This window comes from Amycolatopsis sp. BJA-103 (assembly GCF_002849735.1).
Classification (GTDB): domain Bacteria; phylum Actinomycetota; class Actinomycetes; order Mycobacteriales; family Pseudonocardiaceae; genus Amycolatopsis.
In genome coordinates this window covers 5133542-5146189 of record NZ_CP017780.1, presented here as the reverse complement: position 1 = coordinate 5146189, position 12648 = coordinate 5133542, and the positions used below count along the sequence as shown (strand labels likewise).

Below are 12648 nucleotides of genomic sequence, written 5' to 3'. Positions count from 1 at the left end.
TTCGTCAAAGGTTACGACCGTCCGGCTCAGTCCTCCACAGGCTTCGTCCAAGCCACCTGGACCAGCCCCGTCCCGTGCCTCCGCGAAACCAGCATGCCCCGCCCGGCAGGCTGCGGCCCCGGCTTCACGTCCCCGAGCAGCGCACCCTCTTCCCGCGACCCGGACATCACGAGACCAGGCGACCCCAGTTCGCGAATCCGTTGCAGCACCGGCTCGAACAGCGAGCGCCCGGCCCCGCCGCTCCCGCGCGCGAGGATGAGGTGCAGGCCGATGTCCCGTGCCTGCGGCAGGAATTCCAGCAGCGGCAGCAACGGGTTCCGGCCCACGGTCGCGACCATTTCGTAGTCGTCGACGAGCACGAACAGCTCCGGCCCCCGCCACCACGAGCGGTTCCGCAACTGCTCGGGCGTGACATCCGAACCGGGAAGCCGGTTCCGCATGGCCTGCTGGCACTGTTCGATCAGCCCAGTCAGCGCGGTCTCGGAACCCGCGTAGCCCAGCAGATGCGACTCCGGCACCGCGCCGAGCAGCCCTCGCCGGTAGTCGGCGACGATGATCGCGGCCTCCGTCGGCGAATACTTCGAAGTGATGCCTTGCGCGATCGCGCGCAGGAGCGAGCTCTTTCCGGATTCCACATCGCCGAAGGCCACGAAATGCGGTTCGGTGGCGAAATCGAGGTACACCGGCCGCAGATTCGATTCCGCGATGCCGAGCGTGACCTGTTTGCGCGGCCCCGCTTCCAGCGAGTCGAGTGGGATCTCGGGCGGCAGCAGCCGCACGGCCGGAGCCGGCTTTCCCTTCCAAGCGGCGGAAATCCGCCGGTTCAGATCCAGGCCGCCCGCGCCGACGGTGTCCGGCCGCTGATCCGCATCGATCCGCGGGAGCGCCGCGAGGAAGTGCAGTTTGTCCGCGGTCAGCCCGCGACCCGGCCGGTCCGCCGGGACGTTCTGCGCGATCTTGCGGTCGATCAGCGAGTCCGCCGGTTCACCCAGCCGCAGTTCGAATTTGGTGCCGATGGCGTCGCGCAGCGGCGCCCGCATGCCCATCCACTGGTTGATCGAGACGACGACGTGGATGCCGAAACCGAGCCCGCGCGAGGCCAGGCTGGTGATCTGCTCCTCCAGCTGCTCGTATTCCTGCCGGATCGTGGTCCAGTTGTCCACGAACAGGAAGACGTCGCCGAACTCGCGGCCCTCTGTGCTCTCCTTGAACTCCGCACGCCGCTGGCGGAACGTCGTGATCGACTCGATCCCGTTGGCGGAGAAGAACTCCTCACGCTGTTCGAGCAGGGTCGTCAGTTCCGCGACGACCCGGCGGCAGCGCTGGGCGTCGCGGCGCGTCGCGTATCCGGACACGTGGGGCAGCCCGGCGATCGGCGCCAGCGCGCCACCGCCCATGTCCAGGACGAACAGCTGGACCTCTTCCGGCGTGTGGGTGAGCGCGAGCATCGCGGCGATGTCCCGCATCAGCGTGCTCTTGCCGCTCTGCGGCGCTCCGACGATCAGCGCGTGCCCGGCGGCACCGGAGAAATCGGCCCACAGCATGTCGCGCCGCTGCTCGAACGGCTTGTCCACCAAGGCGACCGGGATCATCAGCTTGCCGTTCCCGCCCCAGCCCAGCGGGCACAGACCGCGTGCGGCGTCCTCGCCGAGCGGCGGAAGCAGCTGGTCCAGCGTGGGCGGTTCGGCCAGCGGCGGCAGCCAGATCTGGTGCGCTTCCGGGCCTTTGCCTTCGAGTCGCGAGATCATCGCGCCGATGATCGTCTCGCCGGTGCCCTTTTCGACCGGTTCCTCCGCTTCGACGGTCACCGGGATCTCCACCGGCGCCAGCGTGAACGGCATCAGCCCGAGGCTTTGGCCGTCCTTGCGCACGATCTTGCTGCGCGGTGGCAGCTCTCCCGAGACGTACGCGGCCTTGAGCCGGATGAGGGTGTCGTTGTCGGACTTCAGATAAGCCGAGCCCGGCACGGGCGGAAGCTGGTAGGCGTCCGCGACCCCGAGCACCGCGCGGCTCTCCGACGCGGAGAAGGTCCGCAGGCCGATCCGGTACGACAGGTGCGAATCCAGTCCGCGCAGCCGTCCTTCCTCCAACCGCTGCGACGCCAGCAGCAGGTGGATCCCGAGACTCCGCCCCAGCCGTCCGATCGCGACGAACAGGTCGATGAACTCCGGCCGCGACGACAGCAGTTCGCTGAATTCGTCGATGATCACCAGCAGCGACGGCATCGGCCGCAGGTTGACGCCGGATTCCCTGGCCTTTTCGTAGTCCCGCACCGACGCGTAGTTCCCGGCCGCGTGCAGCAGCTCCTGACGCCGCAAGAGCTCGCCGTTCAGCGCGTCCGCCATGCGGTCGACCAGCGCGAGATCGTCGGACAGGTTGGTGATGACGGCGCAGGTGTGCGGCAGCCCGGTCATCCCCGCGAACGTCGCGCCACCCTTGAAGTCGATGAGCGCGAGGTTGAGCTTTTCCGACGAATGGGTGACGGCGAGCGCGGTCACCAGCGTCCGCAGCAACTCGCTCTTGCCGGACCCGGTCGCGCCGATGACCAGCCCGTGCGGGCCCATCCCGCCTTCCGCGGACTCCTTGAGGTCGAGGTCGACCGGCCTGCCTTCGGGATTGATGCCCAGCGGGATCCGCAACCGGTCCCGCGCCGAACGCGGCGCCCAGGTGACCTCGGTGTCGGTGTCGCGCGGGTCGCCGATGCCGAGCAGCCCGGCCAGTCCGAACGTCGCCGACATCGGTGCTTCGCTGACCACCGCCGCCCCCTGGAACAGCGGCGTCAGCATCCTGGCCAGCGCTTCGGCGGCACCGCGGTCCAACGTGTCCGGGGTGCCGAGGAATCCGAGCCGCTGCTCGGTGCCGTCGCCGACGACCATCCCGAGTTGTTCGGGGCTCATGTGCAGGCTCAGCAGCCGTTCGGACGAAACCGACCGCGGCTGCTCCGCGCCGATCTCCACCACCGTGACGCCGAGCCTGCCTTCTTCGGCGACGAGCCGCGGGTCGGCGAGGGTGTGCCCGCCGTCCACGATCACGACGATATGCGGCAGGTCCAGCCGGGAATCCGGCCGTCGGGTGAACGCGGGCCGGTCGCCGAGGTCGGGGCCGAGGAGGTCGGCGAGCTTCCCGGAGTCGGCGTCGACGAGCCGTCGCGGACCGGCCGCGTCGGCGGCGGTGGAGGCGACGTGCGGCAGCCACTTCGCCCATTCCCAGTCGTGCAGCCGGTCGTCCTTGACGCACAGCGCGATCCGCAGGTCGCCGGGTGAGTGGAAGGTCGCGAGCTGGGTCAGCATCGCCCGCGCGGTCCCGAGCGTGTCCGGACGGCGGCCGGACAGACTGACCTGCGCGAACGACCTCAGCGAGACCGCGACCGGGAGACCGTCGACCGTCGAATAGGTCCGGATGAAGTGCTTGAGGTTCGTCGAGCACACCGGATCGAGGTCTTCCAGCGGCACGGTTTGCGGCGCTTTCAACGGCGTCGCGAGCCGCTGCGGCCCCGTCCCGACGCGCACCTGCCCGAACTGCGAGTCGGACCGGCGGCGATCCCACAGCTTCCCCGTCTCGATGTACGCCCAGAGATCCGCCGGATCGGGCTGCAACGCCGCCATGGCCGCGCGCTGGCTGTCCGCGATGTCGCGGACCTGGCCGCGCAAACCGGTCAGATAGCGCTGGTAGTCCCGGCGCTCCTCGTTGATCTGCGCCTTCTTCGCCGCGCCGCCGCGGCCGAGCGACATCACCACCATGCCCGCCATCGCGGTGAGGAACAACGCGCCGAAGATGTAGGTCATCACCCCGCCGTCGCGTCCGATGTAGACGAACGACATGGCGCCCATGCCCAGCATCATCGGCATGAACATCAGCAGTTGCATGGCTCCGCCGGAGGAGCCCTTCGGCAGCATCGGCGGGGACTGCAGGACGATTTCACCGGGCTGCTCGCCCAGGGCCGGCATGCGGTCGCGAGTGGCGCTCATCAGGGTCTTTCTGGCCGCGTGTGGGTAATCCTGCCGATCATTCTGGCCACTCGTGCCGCCGTTGCGGTGGGTACTTTTGCCGTCCGCTCGCGTCTGGTGGCGAACTTACGCTGCTGGTCAACGCAGACGTGGGGGAACGAGAAAAGGAGAACCATGGTCGGCACGGGCGAGTACCGGGCGGAGCCCGAGGCCATGCGCTCGGCGGTCGGGAACCTGGGCGGCATCATCATGCAGGGCATCAATGTCGTCGGCGACCTCGAGCGCACCGTCCTGCAGCCGATGTCGTTCGCCACGTTCGGCAGTGCGGTGGCGGCCGCCAACACGGCCATGCAGAGCCAGCAGGTGGTCGCGGTCCGCACCCTCCTGCAACTGCTGCAGCAGATCAACGGCTTCATCAAGAGCAGCGCCGACGCCTACCAGGCCGCCGACGAGGCGGTCGCGGGCGGCTACGGAGGCCGTCCCGGCGGCGGCGCGGGATCGACCTCGTCGATCTGGGGGAACTCGCACGCGTCCGAACTGGCGACGCTGGCCATCAACGACAGCGCCGGGAGCAACGGCGAACCGTCGTCGGTCGGCAATGTGCTGCGCTACCTGGGGGACGCGCGGCTGGGGCAGCTCGGCGACCACCCGATCACCGACGCGCGGTTCCACGGCGTCTCGGACTTCAACGACTGGCTGGCCGGTGACGCCGACAACCAGGCGCGGGTCGGGGTCATCGAGGTCTACGCCGGTACGGCGCGCAACTTCGGCGACGTGCCCGGCGGGGTGCACAGCGGCGACGTCGTCGTGGTCGAACCGCTCCTGTTCTCCGACAACAAGCCGGTCATCGCCATCGCCGGAGAGGGCGGACTGCTCTACAACCACGGACTCGTCGAAGCGGACATCAACGGCCTGGCGAAGGTCAGCGTCTACCGCCCGGCTTCCGTCTGACTTCCGGCCTGAGGAGCGACATGCTGACTTACCCGAATTCCAGCGCGATGGACGCGACAGCGTCCTCGGGCGGGCCGATCACCATTCTGCCGCAGATCCTCACCGGTCAGCCGGAGCAGATCGCGAAGCACGTGCTCGAAGTGCTCAAGAAGGCCAACGAGTTCCTCACCATGTACAACGAGGTGACGAAGGCCGCCGAGCAGCTGAAGAAGATCTGGTCCGGTGGCGCTTCGGACTCGGCGATGAAGAAGATCACCGACTCCCTGAACTCGCTGACCAAGATCGTCCAGGTCGTGCAGAAGGGCGCGGAGCTGCTCGGCATGGCCGGGACGCTGATCAAGACCGCCCAGGCCGCCTACAAAGCGGTGGTCTCGGCGGTGAACCCGACGGTCGCCGGGCTGATGTCGAATCCGTGGACCTACGGCGCCGCCGTCGCGCTTTCCACCGCCACCAGTGCTTCGCTGCGCGCGTTCATCACCGCGATCGGCGCGCTGCTGAAGGCGCTCGGCGTCGTCGACCTCGCCAACCAGATCACCCAGATCGCCAACATCATCGGTGAGGTCCAGAAACTGTTCGGGCACAGCGATTCCGGCAACGGCTCGGCGGGCAACGCGGCCATCTCCGGCACCCCGGTCACGAACCCGCAGGCGCCGGGTTCGGTCGCCAGCGGCGCGGGACAGGCCGCTGTCGGCGGTTCCGGTGGCGGTGCGGGCGGAGGCGCGAGCGGCGGCTCCGGCGGGGGCACGACGCCGGGCGAGACGCCGCCGTTCACCCAGTACCGGCCGCCCGCGCTGGGCGGGAACGGCGCCCAGGGCAACTGGCCGGGCGGCGCCGACTCCTGGATCCCGGTGGACAGACCGTCCGGTGGCGGCTCGGGTTCCGGCTCCCTGCCGGGCGCGGGTGCGGGCATGGGCAACGGGAACACGGTCACCATCACCACCGACCTGAGCACCGGGAAGTCCACCGTGCAGGCGCCGGGCGGTCAGGACATCGATATCGACATCGACATGAACTACGGCGGCAAGCACTTCGAGCAGCACATCGACATCGACGCGGGAGCCGACTCACCGGCGAAGGGCAGGTAAACCGTGTCGGGGAGCGGTGTGGTCGACGCGTCGGGCGTCGTCAGCTCGATCTTGTCGAATTACCGGCGGCTCGTGGTCGAGTACCAGCGGCGGGTCACCGGCGACCCCTCGGCGCTGAACGCGTCCGCCCAGCGGTGCGGCGAGCGGGCGTCGACGGTTTCTGGCCGGGCGGACGAGATCGGCAAAGCGGCGAAGGCGCTCAACGCGTCCTGGGAGGGCGACGCCTACATCGCGTTCGCCACGGCCGCGGCGAAACTGAGCCAGGAACTCGGTGAGCTCGGCGCCAAACTGAGCGACCAGTCGAACCGGCTGCGGGCGGGCGCGCAGGCCCTGCAGGGCGCGAAGTCCTGTGTGGACTCGATCCTCGCGCAGTTCGACCAGTACGCCGCGCAGCTCGTCAGCCAGGCGCGGACGGCGAACGCGAACGCGGTCAACGCCTTCATCTCCGCCGCCCGCCAGCTCGGCGAACGCGCCGCGCAGGCGGCACAGGAGATCGCCGACGAGCTGAGCGAGGAACTCGCGCGGCTGTTCCCGCCGGAGGGCGCCGGCCGGATCGAGCACGAACTCGGCAAATGGGGTCGCGGCCCGTTGTACTGGCTCAACGGCGAAGCGCTCGACGGCCGCAAGCGCCCGCGTTCGCATCCTTCCTGGTTCGGTAATTCCGGCTGGAAGAAGCTCACCTGGGACGGTCTCGAAGGCACGCGCGCGCCGCGTGCCGGCGACACCCCGTTCGGCAGGCCGAAGCCGGAGGGCCTGCGCGACAAGGCCTGGGGCAACACCGAGATCACCTATGCCAAGTGGAAGCAGGAGCAGGACGGTTTCACCCCGGGGTGGGACGCCAAGGTGTCCTCGCAGGGCTGGGATCTCAAGGCGTCCGGCCACGCCGAACTCGCCGCCTTCAAGGAAGAGGTCGAAGGCAAGAAGGAATGGGGCGTCGCTTCGGGCAGCGCCAAGGGGACCGCGTTCGTCGGCGGCGAGGTGAACGGTTCGCTCCAGGCGGGCGCGCACGGTGTCGGCGTGCACGCCAACGCCTTCGTCGGAGGTAAGGTCGAAGGCGAGCTCGCGGCGGACGTGGCCGGGGTGGGCGTCGGCGCGAGCGGCACCCTCCAGTACGGAATCGGCGCGCAGCTCGACGGCCAGGCGGTTTACGACGCCGGGCACATCAAGGTCAACTTCAAGGCGGGTGTCGCACTCGGTCTCGGTGCCGGGATCGGCGCGAAGATCGACATCGACCTGCCGAAGATCGCGGACACCGTCGGCGAGTACGGCGGCGCGGCCGTCGACGCGGTGAGCGGTGCGGCGGGCCAGGCGGCGGACGCCGTCGGCGAGGCGTGGGACGACGCGGTCTCCTACGTGGGCACCTGGTGACGGGATGAGTGAAATGGCGACGCAGGACCGGGTTTCCCTCCCGCTCGGATTCGACATCCCCGACGGCTGGGTGCCGGTCGAACCCGCGTCGGTCGGCGCCGAGGGCGCGGTCTTCGTCGCCGTGCACTCCGTCCCGGACGCGGAGTTCACCCCGAACATCACCTTGAGCGTCGGGCAGCGGCCGGACGAAGCGCAGATCACCGACATCGCCGACGAGGCCGTCGAACGGCTCGGCCGGACCATGGCGGCGCTCGAAGTGGTGCGGCGCAAGGTGATCGGCACCGGGCTCGCGCCCGGGGTGACGCAGGTACTGCGCATCCGCACCGGCGAAGGACAGGAACTCGTCCAGACGCAGGTGCAACTGACCGTGCCGGGCGCGAGCCCGGCCGAACGGCTGATCCTCGAGATCGCCTGCACCGCAACGCCCGAGGCGGCCCGCCGCCTCGGCGACGACTTCCGGCGGTTCGTGGGCAGTGTCCACGTCCGGCGGGATTTCACCGCAGATGAAGGAGAAGACTCGTGACCACCGACCCCTACGCCATGCCGGACATGGACGAGCTGCTGGACCAGGTCCGCAAGCAGACCGAAGAGGTGCAGCGCATCCAGCGTTCGGTCGAGGCGATGGAGGTCAAGGCGCACTCGCGGCAGAACGAGGTCACCGTCGTCCTGCGCGGTGACGGCCGGTTCACCTCGATCGACATCGACCCGCGCGCGCTGCGCCAGTACGACGCGCGCAACCTCTCGGAGATCGTGCTGGAGGCGGTCAACAACGGGCTGCAGAAGCTGGCCGAGGCCAGCAGCGCCAAATTCGCCCCGGTCATCGAGTCCGCCAAGTCGATCGAAGCATGACGGCCGCGATCGCGGGCTCCACCCGCCGCGTCACGGTGGTGACACCGCGGGCGCGGGTCGATGTGGCGCTGCCGCAGCAGAGCACGTTCGCCGAACTCGTCCCGCAGCTCGTGCGGCTCGCGGGTGCTTCGGGGCAGGCGTCGGCCGAGCATCCCGGGTGGGTGCTTTCCCGGCTCGGCGGCGCCCCGCTCGCGCTCGGGCTCACGGTCGCCGCGGCCCAAGTGCGCGACGGAGAAGTCCTCCACCTGACCCCGCGGGAACGCCCGCGGGGTCCGCTGCTGTTCGACGACGTCGTCGATTCGATCGCCAGTGTCGCCGAGTCGGGCTCCGGCCGGTGGGGACCGGGGATCGCGCGCAAGGCGGGCATCGTCGCGTCGGTGGTGCTGCTGCTCGCCGGTGGCCTGCTGGTGCAGGCGGCGGCGTCGGGCAGTGTGCTGGCGCCGATCGGGACCGGGCTGCTGGCGCTCGTGCTGGTACTGGGCGGTGGCGCGCTGAGCCGCGCGTACGGCGACGCGGAGGCCGGTGCCGCCGGCGCGCTCGCCGGGGTCGGCGCTGCGCTGCTGGCCGGGATGTCGATCCTGCCGCCGCATCCGTTGTTCTCCTTGTCGGCGGGACCGCTGGCCGCCGGGCTCGCCGTGGTGACCGTGTACGGCGTGATCGCGGCCGTTTCGGTGGCGGACCGGCTGCCGTGGTTCGTCGCGGTGACCGTCTCGGCCGGACTCGGCGCGATCACCACCGCCATCGTCCTGCTGGCCGACGTGCGCGCGGTTTCGGCGGCCGCCGTGGTCGCCGTCGTGGCGACGGGGCTGGCCGCGGTGGCGCCGATGATGGCGCTGCGGCTCGGCAGGCTGCCGCTGCCCCGCGTGCCCGACGACATGGACGCGTTCCGCGCCGACGAGAACCCTTCGCTCGGCGAGGACATGGTCGGCGGGACGACCTACGCGCAGGCGTTGCTGACCGGGCTGCTCGTCGCGCTCGGGCTCACCGTGGTCTCGGCTTCGGTGGTCCTTGCATCCTCAGGCGGGGCTTGGGAAGCGGGCCTGTGCGCGCTGCTGGGGCTGGCGCTGATGTTGCGCTCGCGCGCGTTCGCCGGCCGCTCACAGCGGCTCGTGCTCATCGGTTTCGGCGCGGCTGCCCTGGCCGCGGCCGGTTTCTGGCTCGCCGCGGGCGGGCCGCGGTCGTTCGTGTTCGGCGCGGGCTGCGCGGTCGTCGTCGCGGCGGCCGTCTGCCTCACGTACGCGACGCGGGTCGCGAAGGGACGCCGTTCTCCTTACTGGGCAAGGACTCTCGACATCGTCGAGTTCCTGGTGCTGCTCTCGCTGATCCCGTTCGTCGGCATGATCGCCGGGGTCTACGAGGCCGTCCGGGGCTGAGAGCCCCGCCCCTCCAGGCAATTAGTCCTCTGGATGCGGTACTTGCCACACGCAATCACCGCATCCAGAGGACTATTGAGGGGAAGGGCAAACGTGTCGTGTTCGCGGGTGGGTCGTGCCGGGCTGAAGGCTCCCTTCGCCGCGTCCGATGCGGTGAAGGGAGCCTTCGGCATCGCGGATCTGGACCGGCCGCACTCTGACTGTCCGCACGGGACACTCGGGAACGACTGGTGCCCGCAGGCCGGTCCAGAACCACGCCACGAAGGCTGCCTCTTAACCTTGAAGCCAGCGAAGGAGTCCTTCGCCGCAGAGGCTCGGTCATGCCACATTTGACTTACCCCTCAATAATTGCGTTACGTCCGTGAAGGATTCCTTCCCTACCCTCAGAGAGGAAAGGAATCCTTCACGGACAGTCCCCTCAGTTCTCCAGGGCCAGCGGCAGGGTCCGCCGGACCGCCGCCGCGTGCCGTCCGTGCAACGGGGTCACCGCGATCCCGTCCGGCCGGACCGTCTCCGCTCCCGGCCGTCCGCCGACCCGGATGGTCACTTCGGACTTCTCCCGTCCGCCGGGGGTCCGGTGCAGCGTGTACGAAGTCGCGGTGAACGCCGAGCCGGGCACGTGAAGATCCAGCGTCCGCGCGAGATCCCGTTCCGACCGCGGCCGGTAGCAGACCTGCGACGCGCCGCCCCAGTCCCACGAACGCCAGCCGTTCACCGGCGCGTCCTGTCCGCTTCCGATCGCGACGCGCAGTTCCTCCGCCACTTCACCGGCTTCGAGCACGGTGCTTTCGAAACCGGCTTCGGCCAGCGCGCCCATGAGCGACAGTGCCGCGCAGGCGGTGCTCCGCAGCGCGCCGAGTTCGCCGCCACCGCGGGCGAGCGCCGCGATCGGCGCGTCTTCGGGCCGGTACCGGACGGTGAGCCAGCGGACCCGGAGCACCGACTGTCCATTGGGGACGGTCCAGGTCAGCAGTTGCGCACTGGACAACGGGATCCCGGTACTCGCGTAGGCCTCGCGCAGAATGCCGACCAAGGCGTCCGGGCCGGGTGACATCGCGCCGGGCTTGAGCCGCACGATGGCGCTCCAGCCGTCGCGGACCTCGGCGACACCGAAGCGGTTGCCCGCTCGGTCGACGTGCTGGCGCACCCGGACGGGACCGGCGAGCCGGTGCAGCGGGTCGGGGATCTCGTGCTTGTCACGGCGCTTCAGCCGGTATCCGGCCCACGTGAGCAGCCAGCCCGCGGCGTGGCGTCCGGCGAAGCGGACCGACGTCGTCAGCACGAGGACGCCGGCCGCGGCGAGGATGCTGATCCACGCGGCCTGGGGGAGTCCGTCGACGGTGAGGGCCAGCAGGATCGCGATCCCGGCGATCTCCCACAGCGCCGCCTGCAGCGGCCGGATCGGCAGCAGCCAAGGCAACGGCGCCGCGCCCGCGGGGCCGCCGCGAGCCGGGGCCGGGCGGGGTGTCCCCACCGCTGGAGCGTCAACCGACAAGGAATTCCCCTCCTCCGTGCACGTGCACGACGGTAGTGGGCTCCCGTGCGGGGGAGGGCGTAAAAATTACCCTCACCGTGGAGCAGGTCGGAACCTAACGTGAGCACCCTCGAACGGGGTGGGTAAGAACGGCGGGGTACGGGAGCGTGTGGACGCAGCGGGACCAGATCCAGGCCTACCAATTCCTCCGCAGGAGACTGGTTTCGGCACTGGTCTCGGCGGACGCCAACCATCCCGTCGCCCCGAGCCGCAGGCTGGTCATCGGAACCCTGTGCGGGCTCGGTGTGGCCTTGCTGATCACCGCGGTCTTCGGCGTGATCGGCCTGCTGAACCCCTCCGGCGGTAAGGACTGGCTGGCGGGCGGCAAGGTGATCGTCGAAGAGGGCACCGGCGCGCGCTACATCCTCGGCCAGGACGGCGCGCTGCACCCCGTGCTCAACTACTCCTCCGCCCGGCTGATGGCGGGCGGCAACGGCGAAGCCACCGTGACCGTCCCCGCGGACAAGCTCGCGAAGGCGCCGCGCGGCGCGCAGGTCGGCATTCCCGGCGCACCCGATTCGCTGCCCGCGGCGGCCGCGCTGCTGAAGACCCCGTGGACGAGCTGTTCGCGGACGACCCAGGACGCGCCCGCCTCGTCCGAACCGGAGACGACGGTGCTTCTCGGCGCGCCGGCCTCCGGGGTCGACCTGCCGAGGGATCAGGCCGTCGTGGTCCGTGTCCCCGAGGGAGAGCGCTATCTGGTGACCGCGGGACGCCGCTACAAGCTCACCGCGGAAGCCGCCACGGCGTTGCAGTTCGACACCTATCCGGCGATCGCGGTTTCGTCCCGGTGGATCGGCACCGTCGCGGCCGGACGCGATCTGGCCTACCGCGCGGTCGAGGACGCCGGGCGGACCGGCCCGAAGGTCGGCGGCACCGCGACGAAGGTCGGTTCGGTGCTCGGCGTCATCGACGCGATGGCTTCCCCCAACGACGCGACTTCGTACTACCTCGTCCGCGCCGAAGGGCTCGAACCGATCGGCCAGACCGAGGCGAGCCTGCTGATCAACACGCCGCAGAACGCGGACGCCTACACCGGCGTCCCGGCCCCCGTCGCGGTGCGCGCGGCCGACGTCGCCGCGGTGCCGAAGGTGGGCACGGCGAGGACGGGCGGGGCCGATCCCGCGGAGTATCCGGACCGCATCCCGCGAAAAGCGCCCGTTACCGGACAGTCCGTGACGTTATGCGCACAGGGTTCTCGAATCGTTATCTCCGCACAGGTCCCCTTGCCGCAAGGTGCGAAGGCGATCCCGGTGACGGCGCGCACGGACGCGCTGGTCGCCGACGCGGTTTTCGTGCCTCCGTCGGGAGGCGCGGTGGTGACGGAATCCGGTTCCGGCACGGCCTACGTCGTGACCGACACGGGCCTGAAGTACCCGGTGGCGAGCACTGAGGCACTCGCTTCACTCGGATACGGCCAAGCCGAACGGCAACCGGTTCCGAATGGGTTGCTGGCACTGGTCCCGCGCGGACCCGCGCTGGATCCGGCGCAGGCGGGCCGTGCGGTGTCCGCGGCAGGTGGGACGGGGTGAGCGGGAACG

9 protein-coding genes are annotated in these 12648 nt (G+C 70.1%); 7 read left to right on the top strand and 2 right to left on the bottom strand.

What is annotated here, in order from left to right:
- Positions 1 to 26: 26 nt before the first annotated feature.
- On the bottom strand, positions 27 to 3968 hold the full coding sequence (eccCa, locus tag BKN51_RS22250) for a type VII secretion protein EccCa (RefSeq protein ID WP_101609454.1): 3942 nt from the start codon (positions 3966 to 3968) through the stop codon (positions 27 to 29).
- Positions 3969 to 4121: 153 nt separating this feature from the next.
- On the opposite strand from eccCa, the gene BKN51_RS22245 reads away from it, so the two are divergent.
- Genes BKN51_RS22245 through eccD form a run of 6 tightly spaced genes read left to right on the top strand, consistent with a single transcriptional unit; the run spans position 4122 to position 9573 of the window.
- Positions 4122 to 4898 carry a WXG100 family type VII secretion target gene (locus BKN51_RS22245; RefSeq protein ID WP_101609453.1) on the top strand — a complete coding sequence of 259 codons (777 nt, stop codon included), beginning with the start codon at positions 4122 to 4124 and terminating at the stop codon, positions 4896 to 4898.
- 20 nt (positions 4899 to 4918) lie between these two features.
- On the top strand, positions 4919 to 5983 hold the full coding sequence (locus BKN51_RS22240; RefSeq protein WP_101609452.1) for a hypothetical protein: 1065 nt from the start codon (positions 4919 to 4921) through the stop codon (positions 5981 to 5983).
- Between the two features lie 18 nt (positions 5984 to 6001).
- Positions 6002 to 7351 carry a WXG100 family type VII secretion target gene (locus tag BKN51_RS22235; RefSeq protein ID WP_101609451.1) on the top strand — a complete coding sequence of 450 codons (1350 nt, stop codon included), beginning with the start codon at positions 6002 to 6004 and terminating at the stop codon, positions 7349 to 7351.
- A gap of 13 nt (positions 7352 to 7364) precedes the next feature.
- A complete protein-coding gene (locus tag BKN51_RS22230; protein ID WP_101613388.1) occupies positions 7365 to 7874 on the top strand; it encodes a hypothetical protein in 510 nt (169 codons plus the stop codon).
- The gene (locus BKN51_RS22225) at positions 7871 to 8200 is read left to right on the top strand and encodes a YbaB/EbfC family nucleoid-associated protein (protein ID WP_233223736.1); all 330 of its coding nucleotides are present in this window, start codon (positions 7871 to 7873) and stop codon (positions 8198 to 8200) included. Before BKN51_RS22230 ends, BKN51_RS22225 begins: the two co-directional genes overlap by 4 nt.
- Positions 8197 to 9573 (top strand): type VII secretion integral membrane protein EccD, encoded by a 1377-nt coding sequence (gene eccD / locus BKN51_RS22220; RefSeq protein WP_101609450.1) that lies wholly within the window; start codon positions 8197 to 8199, stop codon positions 9571 to 9573. The genes BKN51_RS22225 and eccD overlap by 4 nt, the downstream gene beginning before the upstream one ends.
- A 418-nt stretch (positions 9574 to 9991) precedes the next feature.
- On the opposite strand, the gene BKN51_RS22215 is transcribed toward eccD, so the two are convergent.
- Positions 9992 to 11047, bottom strand: coding sequence for a type VII secretion protein EccE (locus tag BKN51_RS22215; protein ID WP_101609449.1), 1056 nt, complete (start codon positions 11045 to 11047; stop codon positions 9992 to 9994).
- Positions 11048 to 11214: 167 nt separating this feature from the next.
- Between BKN51_RS22215 and eccB the strand changes: the two genes are divergently transcribed.
- Positions 11215 to 12639 (top strand): type VII secretion protein EccB, encoded by a 1425-nt coding sequence (eccB, locus tag BKN51_RS22210; RefSeq protein WP_101609448.1) that lies wholly within the window; start codon positions 11215 to 11217, stop codon positions 12637 to 12639.
- Positions 12640 to 12648: the final 9 nt, after the last annotated feature.

Bases quoted from the DNA above. Each gene is read 5' to 3' on its own strand.
- eccCa (WP_101609454.1), bottom strand. From the start codon at position 3,968: ATGAGCGCCACTCGCGACCGCATGCCGGCCCTGGGCGAGCAGCCCGGT.
- BKN51_RS22245 (WP_101609453.1), top strand. From the start codon at position 4,122: ATGGTCGGCACGGGCGAGTACCGGGCGGAGCCCGAGGCCATGCGCTCG.
- BKN51_RS22240 (WP_101609452.1), top strand. From the start codon at position 4,919: ATGCTGACTTACCCGAATTCCAGCGCGATGGACGCGACAGCGTCCTCG.
- BKN51_RS22230 (WP_101613388.1), top strand. From the start codon at position 7,365: ATGGCGACGCAGGACCGGGTTTCCCTCCCGCTCGGATTCGACATCCCC.
- eccD (WP_101609450.1), top strand. From the start codon at position 8,197: ATGACGGCCGCGATCGCGGGCTCCACCCGCCGCGTCACGGTGGTGACA.